This window comes from Blastomonas sp. AAP25 (genome assembly GCF_001295965.1).
In the GTDB taxonomy this organism is placed as follows: Bacteria; Pseudomonadota; Alphaproteobacteria; order Sphingomonadales; family Sphingomonadaceae; genus Blastomonas; species Blastomonas fulva.
Window position 1 is genome coordinate 489,554 of the sequence record NZ_LJHP01000005.1, and the last position, 18,255, is coordinate 507,808.

17 protein-coding genes are annotated in these 18,255 nt (G+C 63.5%); 15 read left to right on the forward strand and 2 right to left on the reverse strand.

From position 1 onward, the window contains the following. Positions 1 to 24: 24 nt before the first annotated feature. The 3 genes from IP68_RS07025 to IP68_RS07035 all read left to right on the forward strand — a co-directional run bounded on the left by IP68_RS07025 (position 25) and on the right by IP68_RS07035 (position 4,377). Positions 25 to 1,431 carry an MATE family efflux transporter gene (locus IP68_RS07025; RefSeq protein ID WP_054134229.1) on the forward strand — a complete coding sequence of 469 codons (1,407 nt, stop codon included), beginning with the start codon at positions 25 to 27 and terminating at the stop codon, positions 1,429 to 1,431. Next, positions 1,424 to 3,865 carry an ATP-dependent helicase HrpB gene (hrpB, locus tag IP68_RS07030; RefSeq protein ID WP_054134230.1) on the forward strand — a complete coding sequence of 814 codons (2,442 nt, stop codon included), beginning with the start codon at positions 1,424 to 1,426 and terminating at the stop codon, positions 3,863 to 3,865. Before IP68_RS07025 ends, hrpB begins: the two co-directional genes overlap by 8 nt. Before the next feature lie 233 nt (positions 3,866 to 4,098). After that, on the forward strand, positions 4,099 to 4,377 hold the full coding sequence (locus IP68_RS07035; RefSeq protein WP_054134231.1) for an ETC complex I subunit: 279 nt from the start codon (positions 4,099 to 4,101) through the stop codon (positions 4,375 to 4,377). A gap of 24 nt (positions 4,378 to 4,401) precedes the next feature. Here IP68_RS07035 and ruvX read toward each other — a convergent pair whose 3' ends face one another. Both ruvX and IP68_RS07045 read right to left on the reverse strand, forming a co-directional pair. Further along, positions 4,402 to 4,860, reverse strand: coding sequence for a Holliday junction resolvase RuvX (gene ruvX / locus IP68_RS07040; RefSeq protein WP_054134232.1), 459 nt, complete (start codon positions 4,858 to 4,860; stop codon positions 4,402 to 4,404). Beyond that, the gene (locus IP68_RS07045; protein WP_054134233.1) at positions 4,857 to 5,969 is read right to left on the reverse strand and encodes a DUF3089 domain-containing protein; all 1,113 of its coding nucleotides are present in this window, start codon (positions 5,967 to 5,969) and stop codon (positions 4,857 to 4,859) included. The genes ruvX and IP68_RS07045 overlap by 4 nt, the downstream gene beginning before the upstream one ends. A gap of 173 nt (positions 5,970 to 6,142) precedes the next feature. Between IP68_RS07045 and gatC the strand changes: the two genes are divergently transcribed. The 12 genes from gatC (at position 6,143) to IP68_RS07105 (ending at position 18,229) form a co-directional block, all read left to right on the forward strand. After that, positions 6,143 to 6,430, forward strand: a complete 288-nt coding sequence (gene gatC / locus IP68_RS07050) for an Asp-tRNA(Asn)/Glu-tRNA(Gln) amidotransferase subunit GatC (protein ID WP_054134234.1) — start codon at positions 6,143 to 6,145, stop codon at positions 6,428 to 6,430. A gap of 2 nt (positions 6,431 to 6,432) precedes the next feature. Next, positions 6,433 to 7,917: an Asp-tRNA(Asn)/Glu-tRNA(Gln) amidotransferase subunit GatA gene (gene gatA, locus IP68_RS07055; RefSeq protein WP_054134235.1), complete on the forward strand. Its 1,485-nt coding sequence runs from the start codon at positions 6,433 to 6,435 to the stop codon at positions 7,915 to 7,917. Between the two features lie 2 nt (positions 7,918 to 7,919). After that, positions 7,920 to 9,422, forward strand: coding sequence for an Asp-tRNA(Asn)/Glu-tRNA(Gln) amidotransferase subunit GatB (gene gatB / locus IP68_RS07060; RefSeq protein WP_054134236.1), 1,503 nt, complete (start codon positions 7,920 to 7,922; stop codon positions 9,420 to 9,422). 191 nt (positions 9,423 to 9,613) lie between these two features. Then, positions 9,614 to 10,876, forward strand: a complete 1,263-nt coding sequence (locus IP68_RS07065; protein ID WP_069050553.1) for an HD-GYP domain-containing protein — start codon at positions 9,614 to 9,616, stop codon at positions 10,874 to 10,876. A gap of 204 nt (positions 10,877 to 11,080) precedes the next feature. Continuing rightward, positions 11,081 to 11,452, forward strand: a complete 372-nt coding sequence (rpsL, locus tag IP68_RS07070) for a 30S ribosomal protein S12 (RefSeq protein ID WP_017670439.1) — start codon at positions 11,081 to 11,083, stop codon at positions 11,450 to 11,452. Positions 11,453 to 11,556: 104 nt separating this feature from the next. After that, positions 11,557 to 12,027, forward strand: coding sequence for a 30S ribosomal protein S7 (gene rpsG, locus IP68_RS07075; RefSeq protein ID WP_054134238.1), 471 nt, complete (start codon positions 11,557 to 11,559; stop codon positions 12,025 to 12,027). Between the two features lie 270 nt (positions 12,028 to 12,297). Then, positions 12,298 to 14,394: an elongation factor G gene (gene fusA, locus IP68_RS07080; protein WP_054134370.1), complete on the forward strand. Its 2,097-nt coding sequence runs from the start codon at positions 12,298 to 12,300 to the stop codon at positions 14,392 to 14,394. 155 nt (positions 14,395 to 14,549) lie between these two features. Further along, positions 14,550 to 15,740: an elongation factor Tu gene (gene tuf / locus IP68_RS07085; protein ID WP_054134239.1), complete on the forward strand. Its 1,191-nt coding sequence runs from the start codon at positions 14,550 to 14,552 to the stop codon at positions 15,738 to 15,740. 140 nt (positions 15,741 to 15,880) lie between these two features. Beyond that, positions 15,881 to 16,192 (forward strand): 30S ribosomal protein S10, encoded by a 312-nt coding sequence (gene rpsJ, locus IP68_RS07090; RefSeq protein ID WP_017670443.1) that lies wholly within the window; start codon positions 15,881 to 15,883, stop codon positions 16,190 to 16,192. Between the two features lie 257 nt (positions 16,193 to 16,449). Beyond that, positions 16,450 to 17,295 carry a 50S ribosomal protein L3 gene (gene rplC / locus IP68_RS07095; protein WP_054134240.1) on the forward strand — a complete coding sequence of 282 codons (846 nt, stop codon included), beginning with the start codon at positions 16,450 to 16,452 and terminating at the stop codon, positions 17,293 to 17,295. A 3-nt stretch (positions 17,296 to 17,298) separates the two neighbouring features. After that, positions 17,299 to 17,925, forward strand: coding sequence for a 50S ribosomal protein L4 (gene rplD / locus IP68_RS07100; RefSeq protein ID WP_054134241.1), 627 nt, complete (start codon positions 17,299 to 17,301; stop codon positions 17,923 to 17,925). Continuing rightward, a complete protein-coding gene (locus IP68_RS07105; RefSeq protein ID WP_054134242.1) occupies positions 17,918 to 18,229 on the forward strand; it encodes a 50S ribosomal protein L23 in 312 nt (103 codons plus the stop codon). Before rplD ends, IP68_RS07105 begins: the two co-directional genes overlap by 8 nt. Positions 18,230 to 18,255 lie beyond the last annotated feature (26 nt).

Here is an 18,255-nt window from a genome sequence, read left to right on the forward strand (position 1 = left end):
CCCGGTAAATCGAGTTTCAGTCAGATGACGGCGCTTTCAGCCACTTCCATTTCCGGTGATGCCCCGCCCGCCTCGTTGGGGATCGAGATCCGTGCGCTGTTGTGGCTGGCAGGGCCGCTGGTGCTGGGCAATCTCGCGCAGATGGCGATCCACACCACCGAGGTGATCATCCTGGGCCGCTACGATGTGCAGGCGCTGGCAGCGGCGGCGCTGGCGGTGAACCTGTATTTCGCCTGCGGCACCTTCGGCATGGGGCTGATGACCGCCGCTTCGCCGATGATCGCGGCCGAGCGCGGGCGCCGCGCGCATTCGGTGCGCGATATCCGGCGCACGGTGCGGCAGGGGTTCTGGGTCGCGCTTACCGCCTGCCTGCCGATCTGGGCCGTGCTGTGGCAGGCCGAAAAGCTGTTTCTGCTGATGGGCCAGCAGCCCGATCTGGCGCGCGACGCCGGGCAATTCCTGCGCGTCGCGATGTGGGGATTGCTGCCCTGGCTGCTGCAGTTCGTGCTGCGCATGTATGTCTCGGCGCTGGAACGCCCGATCTGGGGCGTCATCGTCACCTTGTGCGGGGTCGGGGTGAACCTGATCGTCTGCTGGGCTTTGGTGTTCGGCAATCTCGGCTTTCCCGAAATGGGGCTGATGGGGGCCGCGACCGCGAACCTCGTTGCCAATTGCACGCTGTTCGTGGTGATGGCGCTGGTCGTCACGACGGTGCGCCCGTTCCGCCGCTATCGCATCTTCGGACGCTTCTGGGTGGCGGACTGGCCGCGTTATGTCGGGCTGTTCCGGCTGGGCCTGCCGATTGCGATCACCTTTGCGTTCGAGGTCGCGATCTTCAGCGCGGCGGCGTTCCTGATGGGGTTGATCAACCGCGATTCGCTTGCAGCCCATGCCGTGGCCATCCAGATCGCCTCTTTCGCCTTCATGGTGCCGTTCAGCCTGTCGCAGGCCGCTACGGTGCGCGTCGGGCTGCACCATGGCGCGCGCGATGCGGTGGCGGCGGGGCGCGCCGGATGGGCGGCGCTGGGGCTGGGCGTGATCGCGGCGTGCATGATGTCCGCGATCATGGCACTGTTCCCGCGTCAGCTGGTCAGCCTGTTCATCGATCCGATGGATGCAAGCGCGGCGACGGCGTATTCGCTCGCTCTCGGCTTCCTGCTGGTCGCGGCGATCTTCCAGCTGGTCGATGCGGTGCAGGCTGTGGGGGCAGGGGTGTTGCGCGGGCTGCAGGACACACGCTGGCCGATGCTGTTTGCGGCATTCGGCTATTGGGCTGTCGGCATGGGCACCGCCTGGTTCTTCGCCTTCCAGCTGGGCTGGGATGGTGTGGGAGTCTGGATCGGGCTCGCTGCGGGACTTGCGGTGGTCTCGGTGCTGATGGTCGGGCGCTGGATGATGCGCAGCCGGCTGGGGCTGGGGGTTTATGGCTGAGCTCCCGATCCACGCAGTCCTGCCCGATCTGCTGGCTGCGCTCGCGACCTCACCCAATGCCGTGCTCGTCGCCCCGCCGGGTGCGGGCAAAACCACGACCGTCGCACCGGCGCTGCTCGACCAGCCTTGGTGCACCGGGCAGATCCTGCTGCTTTCCCCGCGCCGCCTTGCCGCGCGCGCGGCAGCCGAGCGGATCGCGGAGTTGGCGGGCGAGAGTGTCGGCCAGACCATCGGATATGCCACCCGCATGGACAGCAAGACCAGCGCGGCTACCCGCGTGCTGGTGCTGACCGAGGGGATTTTCGTCAACCGTATACAGGCCGATCCCGAGCTTGCAGGCGTCTCAGCGGTGCTGTTCGACGAGGTCCACGAACGCAGCCTCGATAGCGATTTCGGGCTGGCGCTTGCACTAGAAGCGCAGGGTGCGTTCCGGTCCGACCTGCGCCTGCTCGCGATGTCGGCGACGCTCGATGGCGCGCGCTTTTCTGCGCTGATGGGGGATGCGCCGGTGCTGAACAGCGAGGGGCGCTCGCATCCGCTGGCGCTGCGCCATCTCGGACGGCGCGGCGAACAACGGCTTGAGGACGCGATGGCGCAGGCGATCCGCATCGCATTGCGCGAGGAAGCGGGCGATGTGCTCGCCTTCCTCCCCGGTGTCGGGGAAATTGCCCGCACGCAGGAGCGGCTGGCGAACCTGGGGGATGTGATCGTGGTGCTGCCGCTTCACGGCACGCTGACCCCGCCCGAACAGCGCGCCGCGATCCGGCGCGATCCGCAAGGCCGCCGCAAGGTGATTCTCGCCACCAGCATCGCCGAGACCAGCCTGACCATCGATGGCGTGCGCATCGTGGTCGACAGCGGCATGGCGCGGCGCGCGCGCTATGATCCGCTCGCCGCGACCACCCGGCTGGTGACCGAGCGCGCCAGCCAGGCTGCCGCCACCCAGCGCGCAGGCCGCGCCGCGCGGCAGGGGCCGGGGGTGGCGTATCGGCTGTGGGAGGAGGCCGCGACCGGCGGGCTGCCGCGCTTCGATCCGCCCGAGATTGTCGACAGCGATCTTGCGCCTTTGGTGCTGCAATGCGCCGCCTGGGGGGAGAACGATCCGCTGCGGCTGAACTGGCTCGATCCGCCGCCCGCGCCCTTGCTGGCCGAGGCGCGCAAGCGGCTGCAGGCGCTCGACGCGCTCGATGCCACCGGCGCGATCACGCCCAATGGCCGCGCGATCGCCGCGCTGCCGCTGCCGCCGCATCTTGCGCATATGCTGCTGTGCGGCGCGCGCGCAGGATGCGCCATGCTGGCCGCGGAAATTGCGCTGCTGCTTCAGGAGCGCGGGCTGGGCGGGCAGGGGGAGGATCTCGATGCGCGGCTGGCGCGCTGGCGCTCCGACCGCGGCGAGCGCGCATCGAAATCGCGCAAGCTCGCACAGCGCTGGGCGCAATTGGCAGAGCGGCAGATCGCCAATCCGAACTCTTCCGACCTACCACCCGCCATCCTGCTAGCCCTCGCTTTCCCCGATCGGGTCGCCAAGCGGCGCGATGCTGGCGGAGAGGCCTGGGCGAGCGCTGGCGGGCGCAGCTTCCGGCTCGATACGGCCTCCTCGCTGATCACCGCGCAATGGCTGGCGATCGGCGAGGTGCAGGGCAAGGCGGCAGACGCGCGCATCTTGAGCGCGATGGCGCTCGACCCTGCGGACGTCGAAACCCATCTGGCGGCGCGGATCGAGCGCGTCAGCCGCTGCAGCTTTGCGCTGGCCGAGCGCCGCGCCGAGGCCCGGCTCGAACGCAGGCTGGGTGCGATCCGGCTGGCGAGCGGGCCGGACCCGTCGCCATCGCCCGATGCGTTGTGCGCCGCGCTGATCGGCGGGGTGCGCGAGCATGGCCTCGATCTTTTCGGCTGGGGTGACAAGGCGCTGGCCTTGCGGCAGCGCGCACGCTTTGCCGGGATTGCGGTGCTGGAGGATGCAGCTTTGCTTGATAGCCTGGACGACTGGCTCGCCCCGCTGCTCGCCGGGCACCGCTCGCTGGGCGCAGTGGGCCCGGGGCCGCTGCACACCGCGCTGCAGGGCCTGCTGGGTTGGGACGCGGCGCAGACGGTCGATCGTATCGCTCCGCCCGAGTTCACCAGCCCAGCCGGGACACGCCACGCCATCGACTATTCGGCCACTGCAGGCCCGACCGTCGAGCTGCGGGTGCAGGCGCTTTACGGGCTGGATGTTCACCCGGTGGTCGGGCGCGACCATATCCCGCTGGTGCTGTCGCTGACCTCCCCCGCCGGTCGCCCGATCCAGACCACGCGCGATCTCCCCGGCTTCTGGCGCGGCAGCTGGCGCGACGTCGCCAAGGACATGCGCGGCCGCTACCCGCGCCACCACTGGCCTGATGCGCCGTGGGAAGCGCAGGCGAGCCTGGCAACAAAGAAGCGGCAGGGGATTTGAGGGCTGAGAGAGTTCAAGGATACTGCCCACTTCCGCTCAGCCTGAGCCTGTCGAAGGCCCCGCTACATGGCTGGCGTGGGCGCGGGTCCTTCGACAAGCTCAGGATGAGCGGGGGTGGTGAGGGAGTTTTCTACAGCGGTTGTTGCAACCCTTCCACCCCACACCACGCTTGACCCGAACGCCCCCGCTGTAGCAAAGGCGCTGCAATCACCTTTTTCCCGGGACGGATACCAATGGCCGCACGAATCTATCAGCGCCCCAAGAACGCGATGCAGTCGGGTCGCGCGCTCACCGATCTGTGGGTTCTCGAGTTCGAACCTGCCGAGGCGAAGAAGCCCGATCCGCTGACCGGCTGGGCAGGCTCGGGCGATACGCGCCAGCAGCTCTCGCTGCGCTTCCCCGATCTGGAGGCTGCCAGGGCCTATGCCGACAAATACGGCATCATCGCGCGGATCGAGCAGACACCTCCACGCCGCCTGAAGATTCAGGCCTATGCCGATAATTTCCGCTGACTTTCTGATCTGACCGCCGGGCGTTCAACCCACCAGCGCGTCGATCGCCCCCTGCAGGATAAACGCCGCTGCAGCCGAATCGACGCGCTCGGCGCGCTTGGCGCGGCTGACGTCGGCGTCGATCAGCGCGCGCTCCACAGCCTGAGTGGACCAGCGCTCGTCCTGCAGCAGGATCGGCAGCCCCAGCACTGCAATGTTGCGCGCAAAGGCACGCACGCTTTGGGTTTGCGGGCTGTCGGTGCTGTCCATGTTGAGCGGCAGGCCGATGACCAGCCCGGTGATGTTCTGATCAGCCACCAGCTGCTCGATCTGCGCCTTGTCCTTGCCGAACTTGGAGCGCTTGATCGTCTTGGCGGCGGTGGCGAAGCTCCAGCCGGCATCGCAGAACGCGGTGCCGATGGTCTTGCTGCCGACGTCCAGCCCGATCAGCCGTCCGCCCTCGGGCAATGCCTCGCGAAACTCTGCGGGCTTGGTCGTGATCAGCGGGCCAGAAATGCTGCCACCCTCCGTTCGGCGTCTGCGCGGATGTTCGCCCAGAACAGGGGATAGTCATAGACATGGTAATTGTTGCCGGGCAGCACGTAGTTGCCCATCTTGGGTTCGCCGCCCAGCAGCAGCAGGCCGCGATCGTCGCAGCGTGCGGGTACCAAAGCGGGGGTGATGACGCCATCGGTCAGCTCGTCATTGGGAACCAGCGTGCCGATGTTGCGATCGGCGGTCGCCTCGTCGCCGTTGACGCCGGTGATCGGGTTGACGCACACCATCGGCGTCGCGCCGCGCAGGGTGCCATCAAAGCCGATGCTGACATCATAGACCGACAGCAGCAGATCGGGTTCGGCGGGCTCGCCGAAGCTCTGCCACGACAGCAGGCAGTTGGCCTGATCGGGGTCGGCGCAAACCGGCAGGCCGAGCGCCAGCAGGTCGGTGGTCAGCGAGATGGGCCAGCCGATCACATAGGCAGCCACGATGCGGTCGGCGAGCGGCCGGGTGACCACGCGCTGGCGCATCAGCGTGGTCAGGTGCAAGGCGCCCTGGCTGTGCCCGGCGATAATGATCGGCATGTCGTCGGGGATTTCGAGCAGAAACTCGTCGAACGCCGCAAGCACGTCCGAATAGGCGGCATCGAACGCCATCTGCGCCTCTGGCTTGTTGGTGAGGAAGGCACCGATCGCCGCCTGGCGATAGCGCGGTGCCCAGATCTGGCCGATGCCGTTGAACACGCTGGCCTGGCTGCGCAGGAAGATGCGCGCGCGGTCCTGCGACTCCTTGTCGCCCAAAGGCGCGTTCCACAATTCGCGCTTCAGGTACGACGTCGGATGGACATAGAACACCGCGACCTTGGGCGCAGTGGTGGGCTCAAAGCCTTCCGGCGTCCACAATGAGGGGTTGTCGTTGCCGGTGATTTCCGGGCGGGAGAACCACATGGCCTTGTCGGCATAGGCGCTGGTCTGGATCGCCTCGGGCTTCACGAATTCAGCGGAAGGAACGAAGGCTGCGGCAAAAATCTGCTGGGGAAACAGCCGGTAAACCGCGAAAGCTGCGACCAGCAGGAAGATGATCGTCGCAATCAAATACAGGAACTTGCGGGCCAAAAAAACTCTCCGGAAACGGCGGGCAAGGGCGGTCCAGCGACATGCCCGTCAATCCGCGCATATAGGTGCGGGTTTTCAACATCGCCAGCGGTGTTTGGCAGCAGCGGTTATTGGCGCGATCACAGCATTTGCCCGCTTGATGGCCGGGCGGGCCGGTGCTAGCCGCATGAACCATGTCAGTAGATAGCAAAACCGTGAAGAAAATCGCCAGCCTGGCCCGGATCGCGATGACCGATGCCGAAGTCGAGGCGATGGTCCCCGAATTCAACGGCATATTGGGCTGGGTCGAGCAACTGGGCGAGGTCGACGTCACCGGCGTCGAACCGATGACCGCTGTCATCCCCAACACCTTGCGCCTGCGCGAAGACATCGTCACCGATGGCGATATCCGCGACAAGGTGCTGGCTAACGCGCCCGCTGCCGAGCACGGCTTTTTCGGCGTCCCCAAGGTGATCGAATAAACATGACCGACATTACAGACCTCGGCATTGCCGATATCCGCAACGGCGTGCGCGCCGGAACCTTCAGCGCGCGCGACGTCGCGAGCGCATTCAACGCTCGGGTGGCAGACGCCAAGGCGCTCAACGCATTCCTGATCGACACGCCGGAACACGCGCTGGCCGCAGCCGATGCGATCGACGCGAAGCGTGCGGCGGGCGAGGACCTGCCGATCATGGCGGGCGTGCCCATCGGTATGAAGGACCTTTTCTGCACCGTGGGTGTGGAAGCGCGCGCGGCGAGCGAGATTCTCAACGGTTTCAAGCCGACCTATGAATCGACCGTGAGCCAGAAGCTCTGGGATGCGGGCGCGGGCATGCTGGGCAAGCTCAACATGGACCAGTTCGCGATGGGATCGTCGAACGAGACCAGTGCTTTCGGCAACGTGATCTCGCCGTGGCGGCGCAACGATGGCGGCAACGCGCCGCTTGCGCCCGGCGGCTCGTCGGGAGGCAGCGCCGCTGCAGTCTCGGCGCGGTTGTGCCCGGCGGCGACCGGCACCGATACCGGCGGATCGATCCGCCAGCCTGCCGCATTCGTCGGCATCAGCGGCATCAAGCCCACTTATGGCCGCTGCTCGCGCTGGGGGGTGATCGCGTTCGCTTCCTCGCTCGACCAAGCAGGGCCGATGGCCCGCGATGTCCGCGACTGCGCGATCATGCTCGAGGCGATGAGCGGCTTCGATCCCAAGGATTCGACCTCGCTCGATCTGCCCGTACCGCAGTGGGAAGCCGGATTGTCCAGCAACCTCAAGGGCAAGCGCGTGGGTATTCCCAGGGAATATCGCATGGACGGCATGAACGCCGAGATCGCCGCGATCTGGGATCAGGCCGCCGACTGGCTGCGCGATGCCGGCGCCGAGATCGTCGAGGTCTCGCTGCCGCACACGCGTTACGCGCTGCCGGCCTATTACATCATCGCGCCTGCCGAAGCCTCGTCCAACCTCGCGCGCTATGATGGCGTGCGCTATGGCCAGCGCACCTTGCCCGACGGGGCGGGGCTGCAGGACATGTACGCCGCAACCCGCGCCGCAGGGTTCGGCGCAGAGGTCAAGCGCCGCATCATGATCGGCACCTATGTGCTGTCGGCCGGTTTCTACGACGCCTATTATACGCAGGCGCAGAAGGTCCGCGCATTGATCGCCCGCGATTTCGCGCAGGTGTGGGACAAATGTGACGTGCTGCTCGCTCCGACCGCGCCCAGCGCGGCCTTTGGCCTGGGCGAGAACAGCGAAGATCCGATTGCGATGTACCTCAACGATGTTTTCGCGGTGCCCGCCTCGCTTGCGGGGCTGCCCGCGATGTCAGTCCCTGGCGGTCTCGACAGCCAGGGCCTGCCGCTGGGCCTCCAGATCATCGGCAAGCCGCTCGACGAGCAGGGCGTGTTGAACGCGGGTCTGGCAATCGAGGAACGCGCAGGCTTTACCGCGCGTCCGGCGCAGTGGTGGTGACAATGACTGAATCAACCTATCGTATCCAGGGCGCCACCGGTGAGTGGGAGGTCGTGATCGGGCTCGAGGTGCATGCTCAGGTCACCAGCCATGCCAAACTGTTTTCGGGTGCGGCTACCACCTTCGGGGCGGAGCCCAATGCCCAGGTGTCGCTTGTCGATGCCGCGATGCCCGGAATGTTGCCGGTGCCCAATGGCGAGTGCGTCCGCCAGGCGGTGCGCACCGGCATGGCATTGAACGCGCAGATCAACCGGTACTCGCGGTTCGACCGCAAGAACTATTTCTACGCCGATCTGCCGCAGGGCTATCAGATCAGCCAGCTTTATCATCCCATCGTGGGCGAGGGCGCGATCGAGATCAGCCTCGATGAGAAAAACCCCGACGCACAGACAAAGACGATCGGCATCGAACGGCTGCATCTGGAGCAGGATGCAGGCAAGCTGATGCACGATCAGCATCCCACGATGTCCTATGTCGACCTCAACCGCTGCGGCGTCGCACTGATGGAGATCGTCTCTCGGCCCGACATGCGTTCACCTGCGGAGGCTGGCGCCTATCTCAAGAAGCTGCGCTCGATCCTGCGCTATGTCGGCTCGTGCGATGGCAACATGGAAGAAGGCTCGATGCGCGCCGACGTCAACGTCTCGGTGCGCAAGCCCGGCGACGAATTCGGCACGCGGACCGAGACCAAGAACGTCAACTCGGTGCGCTATGTGATGGCGACAATCGAGCACGAGGCGAACCGCCAGGTCGATGTGTTGGAAAGCGGCGGTTCGATCGTCCAGGAAACCCGGCTGTACGATCCCGACAAGAACGAGACCCGCTCGATGCGCTCGAAGGAAGACGCGCACGATTATCGCTACTTCCCCGATCCCGACCTGCTGCCGCTGGAACTCGACGACGCGTTTCTGGAAGGCTGCAAGGCGTCGCTGCCCGAACTGCCCGATGCCAAGCGCAAGCGCTATGAAAGCGAGCTGGGCCTGTCCGCCTACAACGCGGCGGTGCTGACCGCCGAGGCGGAGACCGCGCGCTGGTTCGAGGCGCTGCTGGCCGAAAGCGTCAAGGCACAGGGCAAGCCGGAGACCGAGGTCGCCAAGGGCTCCGCCAACTGGCTGCTGTCCGAACTGTACGGCGCGCTCAATCGCACCGGCAAGTCGATCGACGACAGCCCCGTCAGCCCGGCTGCTGGCGCAGAGCTGATTGCTCTCGTCGCAGACGGCACGATTTCGGGCACCATCGCCAAGCAGGTCTTCGAGATCATGCTGGAAACAGGCGAATGTGCCGGCAAGATCGTCGAGGACAAGGGCCTCAAGCAGACATCGGACAGCGGTGCGATCGATGCCGCCATCGCTGGCGTGCTTGCGGCCAACGCCGACAAGGTGGAGCAGTATCGCGGTGGCAAGGAAGCTTTGTTCGGCTTCTTCGTCGGGCAGACGATGAAGGCGATGCAGGGCAAGGCCAACCCGCAGATGGTTAACGAGCTGCTGAAGAAAGCCCTTAACTGATTGCGACCCCGCACCCCCCGGAATAGTGCCATTTTGTAACATTTTCTGGCCGGTGCGCGGGACTTACCAACCGTTAACAATTTTGCCTGATACCGGTGTCGCAAACGATTGTGCGAAAGCCGGGGGGCATCTGTGAGCATGGATGCATGGAACGATAGCCCGGGCCTTGGTTGTGGACGGGAAGTGGGCTGTTGTTAAAGCATATCAAACCAGCCGAGGTTGAAACGGGCATGTTTATCCAGGGCTTTGTCGGCTCCTGGTTCGATCACCCGTTCTGGCGCAAGAAGTTCCTGCTGATCGAGGATGCCGATGTCCTCAAGATCCGCGAGAGCAAGGTGTCGGCGGTGATCATCGATGTCGAGCGCGGCGCCGTGCCCGCGGAGCCCGCGCCTGTGATGCCGCAGCTTCCGCCCGCCGCCGTGCTTCCGCCGCGCCATGCCCCGGCCACCGGGCGCTATACGCCGCCCAGCCTTGCGCCGCGCAAGACCAGCTTCCGCCAGGAGAGCAAGCGCGCCGCCAAGATCGTTGAGAAGTCGCGCAAGAAGGTCGGTGCGATGTTCGAATCCGCGCGGCTGGGGCAGGCGGTCAAGCTTCCCGAGGTCCTGCCGTTGATCGACGAGATCCGCGATTCGGTCGAGCGCAACAACAAGGCGCTGACCAGCCTCGTCCGGCTCAAGAACAAGGACGAATACACCTATATGCACTCGGTCGCGGTGTGCACGCTGATGATCAACTTTGCGTGCAAGCTCGATCTGGACGACGACACCATCCGCTCGATGGGGGTGGCCGGGCTGCTGCACGATCTGGGCAAGATGGCGGTGCCGCAGATGATCCTCGACAAGGTCGACCGGTTGACCGACGAGGAAATGGTTACCATCCGCAGCCACCCGGTACGCGGCCATGCCTTGATCGGCGAGAATCCCGATATCCCCGATATCGCGCGCGACGTGTGCCTGCACCATCATGAAAAGATCGATGGCTCGGGCTATCCCTTCGGCCTGCAGGGCAACGAGATCAGCCTGGCGGCGCGCATGGGCGCGATCTGCGATGTCTATGATGCGGTGACCTCCAACCGGCCCTACAAGGACCCCTGGACCCCCTGCGTGGCGCTGGGCCGGATGTCGCAGTGGCAGGGTCATTTCGACGAGCGGCTGATGCAGGTGTTCATCAACTCGATGGGGCTGTATCCCGCAGGCGGGCTGGTCAGGCTGAACGATCACCGGCTGGCGCTGGTCGTCGACAATTGCCGCGAGGACCCGTCAGGGGTGCGCGTGCTGCCATTCTATTGCACATCGCGGCTGCAGGAGCTTGCTCCGGCGGAGATCACCATCACGCCCGATCGCGGCGTTCAGATCCTGGGGACCGAACGGCCCGAGTTCTGGCATTTCGAGGACTGGGCCGCGATGCGTCAGGGTATTCTCGCCAAGGCCGCGCCCTATTCTGCTGCGGCTTGACCGCACGGGGATTCGCCGTTAAGGGCCGCGCTTCGGTTGCCGGGGCGTATTGCGTCCGGCTTTCCGGATATTAGCACGACACTGGCGTCAGGTGCGGGTGGGACAAAGGCGGAGCCTCCACCATATCGATTCGTTTTGCAACGGATCGGGCACGTATCGGGCGGCAGAGTAACCTTACCTCTACCAATCAGGTGAAGAGAAAACATGCCAACTATCAACCAGCTGGTCCGCAAGGGCCGGGTGCCGCAAAAGGCCAAGTCCAAGGTGCCCGCAATGGATGCAAACCCGCAGAAGCGTGGCGTTTGCACCCGTGTCTATACGACGACTCCGAAAAAGCCGAACTCGGCGCTTCGCAAGGTGGCCAAGGTCCGTCTGACCAACAGCCGTGAAGTCATCACCTACATTCCGGGTGAAGGCCACAACCTGCAGGAGCACTCGGTTGTGCTGATCCGCGGCGGCCGCGTACGCGACCTTCCCGGTGTGCGTTACCACGTGCTGCGCGGCGTTCTCGATACCCAGGGTGTCAAGGACCGCAAGCAGAGCCGTTCCAAGTACGGCGCCAAGCGGCCCAAGTGATCCGTCCGGGGGACGGATCATCCTGAAAAGATCGCTTCAGGCGATCTTGTTCAGGATCCACACGCCCCCGTTCGCGGCCACATCTTTTTCAGGAGTCATCCAATATGTCACGTCGTCGTCGCCCAGAAAAGCGCGTCATCCTTCCCGATCCCAAGTTCGGTGATCTGACGCTTTCGAAATTCATGAACAACCTGATGCTTGACGGCAAGAAGTCCGTCGCAGAGCGGATCGTTTATGGCGCCATGGAAACCATGCAGGCGAAGGCCAAGGCCGACCCGCTGCCCATGTTCCACGATGCGCTGAACAACGTGAAGCCCGGCATCGAAGTGCGCAGCCGCCGCGTCGGTGGTGCGACCTATCAGGTTCCCGTCGAAGTGCGCCCCGAGCGCGCCCAGGCGCTGGCCATCCGCTGGCTCATCTCGGCCGCGCGCAACCGGTCGGAAACCACCATGGCTGCGCGTCTGTCGGGCGAACTGCTCGATGCCGCCAACAATCGCGGCAATGCGGTCAAGAAGCGTGAAGACACGCACCGCATGGCCGAAGCGAACCGTGCCTTCTCGCACTATCGCTGGTAAAACTCGCCCTCTCCCTTGCGGGGGAGGGTTCGCTTCACGATCTGAAGCACGGGGAGGGCAGGGCGCACATCGGGTGCTGACCTGCCCCTCTCCAATTCCGCCTCGGCCAGCCTGCTGGTGAGGCATACCGTCCTCTTTCTGCAAGGAGAGAGGGGTTTGGCGTCTGCTACATCGATATCCCCAATTCGCACTGGCCAAAGTGCGGGGGCTTCATTATAGCGCGCGGCAAATTGCATCCCCACATCTGGCCCACACCTGGAGTTTATGATCATGGCACGCAGCCATCCCCTGGAAAAGTACCGCAATATCGGCATTATGGCCCATATCGACGCGGGCAAGACCACCACGACCGAGCGGATCCTCTATTACACCGGCAAGTCGTACAAGATCGGCGAAGTGCATGAAGGCACCGCGACGATGGACTGGATGGAGCAGGAACAGGAGCGCGGGATCACGATCACGTCCGCTGCCACCACCTGCAAGTGGCGCGCCGAAGAGGGCAAGGGCGAAGAGCACCTGATCAACATCATCGACACCCCCGGCCACGTCGACTTCACGATTGAAGTCGAGCGTTCGCTGCGCGTGCTCGACGGCGCGGTTGCATGTTTCGACGGCGTTGCCGGCGTTGAGCCGCAGTCCGAAACCGTGTGGCGCCAGGCCGACAAGTACGGCGTGCCGCGGATGTGCTTCGTCAACAAGCTGGATCGCACCGGCGCCGACTTCTATTTCTGCGTCAACTCGATCATCGAACGTCTGGGCGCGCGTCCGGCCGTTCTGTATCTGCCGATCGGCATCGAAGGCGGCTTCAAGGGTCTTGTCGACCTGGTCGAGAACCGCGCGATCATCTGGCTGGAAGAAAGCCTGGGCGCGAAGTTCGAATATCAGCCGATCCCTGACGATCTGGTCGAGAAGGCCGCGAAGTATCGCAGCGACCTGATCGAAATGGCTGTCGAACTCGACGACGAGCTGATGGAAGCCTATCTCGAAGGCAACGAGCCCAGCACCTCCGACCTCAAGAAGCTGATCCGCAAGGGTACGCTCGAGATGGCGTTCGTGCCGGTGGTTTGCGGCTCGGCGTTCAAGAACAAGGGCGTCCAGCCCCTGCTCGATGCCGTGGTCGACTATCTGCCTTCGCCGCTCGACGTTCCTGCGATCCAGGGCCTGAAGCTTGACGGCGTGACCGCAGACGAGCGTTCGTCCTCGGACGACGTGCCGTTCTCGGCGCTCGCGTTCAAGATCATGAACGATCCCTTCGTCGGCACGCTGACGTTTGCCCGCATCTATTCGGGCAAGCTGGAAGCGGCTTCGACCGTGATGAACTCGGTCAAGGACAAGAAGGAAAAGGTTGGCCGCATGCTGCTGATGCACGCCAACAGCCGTGAAGACATCCAGGAAGCCTTTGCAGGCGACATCGTCGCTCTGGCGGGCCTCAAGGACACCACCACGGGTGACACGCTGTGCGCCATCAATGCTCCGATCATCCTTGAGCGTATGGAATTCCCCGAGCCCGTTATCGAGCTTTCGGTGGAACCCAAGACCAAGGCCGACCAGGAAAAGATGGGCGTGGCGCTCAACCGCCTTGCCCGCGAAGATCCCTCGTTCCGCGTGACGTCCGACTCCGAAAGCGGCCAGACGATCATCAAGGGCATGGGCGAACTTCACCTCGAAATTCTCGTCGATCGCATGCGTCGCGAGTTCAAGGTCGAAGCCAATGTCGGTGCACCGCAGGTGGCGTATCGCGAGTATCTCGGCAAGGCCGTGGACATCGACTATACCCACAAGAAGCAGTCGGGTGGTTCGGGTCAGTTCGGCCGCGTGAAGTTCAAGGTCACGCCGGGCGAGCGCGGTTCGGGCATCATCTTCACCGACAACGTCAAGGGCGGCAACATTCCCAAGGAATACATTCCTGCGGTTGAGAAGGGCATGCGCGAAACTGCAGCCTCGGGCTCGCTGGTCGGCTTCCCGATCATCGACTTCGAGATCGAGCTGTACGACGGTGCTTACCATGACGTCGACTCCTCGGCGCTGGCATTCGAAATCGCTGGCCGTGCGGCCATGCGCGAAGCGGCACAGAAGTCGGGCATCAAGCTGCTTGAACCGATCATGAAGGTTGAAGTGGTGACGCCTGAGGACTATCTGGGCGATGTTATCGGCGATCTCAACAGTCGCCGCGGACAGATCCAGGGCACTGACACGCGGGGCAATGCCCAGGCGGTCGAGGCTATCGTGCCGCTTGCAAACATGTTCGGTTACGTGAACCAGCTGCGTTCCTTCACTCAGGGACGTGCGCAGTACACGATGCAGTTTTCTCACTATGACGAGGTTCCGGCGAATGTCGCAGCCGAGGTCAAGGAGAAGCTGGCATAAGCCGGGCATAGTCGCTATAGGCGCTCGACCTTAGCCCGCCGAATCGCGCTGAAACGCGCGACGGGCTTTCATTTGGGTGTTGACAGTTTTGGGCAGTCTCGCCAGAGCGCGGCGCGGACTATCCACAGATAGTAAAAGAACGAAGGTAGGAAAAAATGGCCAAGGCTAAATTTGAGCGGACCAAGCCGCACTGCAATATCGGTACCATCGGTCACGTTGACCATGGCAAGACCACGCTGACCGCAGCCATCACCAAGGTGCTGGCTGAAACCGGCGGCGCGACCTTCACCGACTATGCCAACATCGACAAGGCTCCCGAAGAGCGCGAGCGCGGCATCACCATTTCGACCGCACACGTCGAATATGAAACCGAAGCACGCCACTATGCGCACGTCGACTGCCCCGGCCACGCTGACTATGTGAAGAACATGATCACCGGTGCTGCGCAGATGGACGGCGCGATCCTGGTGGTGAACGCTGCTGACGGCCCGATGCCCCAGACCCGCGAGCACATCCTGCTCGCTCGTCAGGTCGGCGTGCCGGCTCTGGTCGTTTACATGAACAAGGTCGACCAGGTCGACGACGAAGAAATTCTGGAACTGGTTGAACTGGAAGTGCGCGAGCTGTTGAGCTCGTACGACTTCCCGGGCGACGACATTCCCATCGTCAAGGGTTCGGCTCTGGCCGCTCTCGAAGGCCGTGACGACGCAATCGGCAAGGAATCGATCTACGCCCTGATGAAGGCCGTGGACGAGTTCATCCCGCAGCCCGCACGTCCGATCGACCGTCCGTTCCTGATGCCCGTCGAAGACGTGTTCTCGATCTCGGGTCGTGGTACGGTTGTGACCGGCCGCGTGGAATCGGGTATCGTCAAGGTTGGTGAAGAAGTCGAAATCGTCGGCCTCAAGGACACCCGCAAGACCGTCGTCACCGGCGTCGAAATGTTCCGCAAGCTGCTCGACCAGGGCATGGCTGGCGACAACATCGGCGCACTGGTTCGCGGCGTTGCCCGTGAAGACGTCGAGCGCGGTCAGGTTCTCTGCAAGCCCGGTTCGGTTACGCCGCACACCGAGTTCAACGCAGAAGTCTACGTCCTGTCGAAGGACGAAGGCGGCCGTCACACGCCGTTCTTCGCCAACTACCGTCCGCAGTTCTACTTCCGCACCACCGACGTGACCGGTGAAGTTGTTCTGCCCGAGGGCACCGAAATGGTGATGCCGGGCGACAACGTGACGATCGGCGTCAAGCTGATCGCACCGATCGCGATGGATCCGGGTCTTCGCTTCGCAATTCGCGAAGGTGGCCGGACCGTCGGTTCTGGGGTTGTCAGCACGATCTCCAAGTAATATAGCGCCATCTCCCGCACGGATCTGATTCGTGCGGGGGATGGCAATATTCCAATAGGCCGCCCCGGCGTTGGGCTCGAAAGAGCCAACGGGTTTCTGGGGCGGTTTGTTTTTCGCTCTTTCGCATCGGTAAAGTGGTAATGGAAACGCAGAATATCCGTATTCGCCTCAAGGCATTTGATCATCGCGTGCTTGATCAGGCAACCGGCGACATCGCCGACACCGCCCGTCGCACCGGCGCTCTCATTCGTGGTCCCATTCCGCTGCCGACGCGCATCGAGAAGTTCACCGTGAACCGCGGCCCGCATGTCGACAAGAAGTCGCGCGAGCAGTTCGAGGTGCGCACCTACAAGCGTCTGCTTGATATCGTTCAGCCGACCCCGGCCACTGTCGATGCTTTGATGAAGCTTGAGCTGGCTGCCGGCGTGAACGTCGAGATCAAACTGGCCTGATGCCAGTCGGCGCCGGGCTGGGCCTGGCGCTTCCATCCACTGGATGGGAACTACAAGGGATACCGCGCAGCAATGCTGCGGCACTGGTCCCCCGTCTTTTTCGACACTCCTTTTCAAAGGAGGTGCGGAAAAAGCCAACCCGGACGGGGTGATCATCAAAATTCGGGTTGGCCCTCAAGGTTGTCTGGCCTTGGGGGTTTTCGTTTGGATACGCCCCCACGCAATCACGCATGTGGGCCTCTATTGGGAGAAAGATCATGCGCACTGGCGTGATCGCAAAGAAAGTCGGGATGACCCGCCTGTTCCAGGATGATGGTCGGCACGTGCCGGTTACCGTCCTGTCGCTGGAAGATTGCCAGGTAGTTTCGGTCAAGAACCAGGATCGTGACGGATACGTCGCGGTGCAGCTGGGTGCCGGAGCTGCTAAGCCCAAGAACGTCAACAAGCCGCAGCGCGAGCATTTTGCCAAGGCAGAAGTCGCTCCCAAGATGCTGATGGCCGAATTCCGCGTCTCTGATGATGCGATCCTCGATGTTGGCGCCACCATTTCTGCAAACCACTTTGTCGCCGGTCAGCTGGTCGACATCACCGGTCACACCCAGGGTAAGGGTTTTGCCGGTGCCATGAAGCGTTGGGGCTTCGGTGGTATGCGCGCATCGCATGGTGTGTCGATCTCGCACCGTGCCCATGGTTCGACTGGCCAGCGCCAGGATCCGGGCAAGGTGTTCAAGAACAAGAAGATGGCCGGCCACATGGGCGACCGTCAGCGTACCCAGCAGAACCTCGAAGTCGTCCGCACCGATGAGGCGCGCGGTCTGATCTTCGTCAAGGGTTCGGTCCCCGGTTCCAAGGGTGGCTGGCTGATGGTTCGCGATGCCGTTAAGGTCGAGCGTCACGCCGATGCTCCGTACCCCGGTGCGATCCGTTCGGCAGCCAATGCCAACGAGCATGAAGAAGCACCTGCCGGCATGGTTGAGCCCGCAGCAGAGCACGAAGCTCCGCTGACCCCCACCGATGCGGAAATCGCTGCAGCAGCCGCTGAAGTGCCCGCCGCTGGAGGCGATCTCGATACGCCCAACAGCACCGTTGAGAAGGAGGGTTAAACCATGAAGCTCAAGGTCCAGACCCTCGACGCCACCGCAAAGGGCGACATCGAACTGAACGATGACGTCTTCGGCGTGACCCCGCGCGCAGACATCCTGCACCGCGTTGTCACTTGGCAGCTCGAAAACCGTCGCGGCACTGCCCGCGGCGCTCGTGAACGTTCGGACGTTGCCCGCACCGGCAAGAAGTTCGGTCGCCAGAAGGGTGGCGGTACCGCCCGTCACGGCGATCGTCGCGCCCCGATCTTCATCGGCGGTGGTAAGGCTCACGGTCCCCGCGTCCGTGACTTCAACCCCTCGCTGAACAAGAAGGTTCGTGCGCTTGGCCTGAAGATGGCACTGTCGTCCAAGGTCGCCAGCGAAAGCCTGATCGTGCTCGACACGTTCGACCTCACCGAAGCCAAGACCAAGACGCTGCTGGCACAGCTCGGCAAGCTGGGTCTCGGCAAGAAGGCGCTGTTCATCGATGGCGATGCCGTGAACGACAATTTCCGGAAGGCTTCGGCCAACCTGATCGGTCTGAACGTGCTGCCCGCTGTTGGTGCCAACGTCTATGACATCCTGAAACACGATACGCTGGTGCTGACCCGCGCCGCTGTTGAAAAGCTGGAGGCACGGTTCAATGGCTAAAAAATCCGACACCATCGATACGCGTCATTATGACGTGATCGTTGCCCCGCACATCACCGAGAAGTCGACGCTGTTGAGCGAATTCAACTCGGTGGTCTTCAAGGTCAGCCAGGATGCGACCAAGCCGCAGATCAAGGCTGCGGTCGAAGCGCTGTTCGATGTCAAGGTGGTCGGGGTCAACACCCTGGTCCAGAAGGGCAAGACCAAGCGCTGGAAGGGTCGTCCCTACACCCGCAATGACATCAAGAAAGCCGTTGTTCGGTTGGCCGAAGGCCAGTCGATCGACGTCACCACCGGCGTTTGAGCGCGGTTCGTAGCTGACAGGATAGA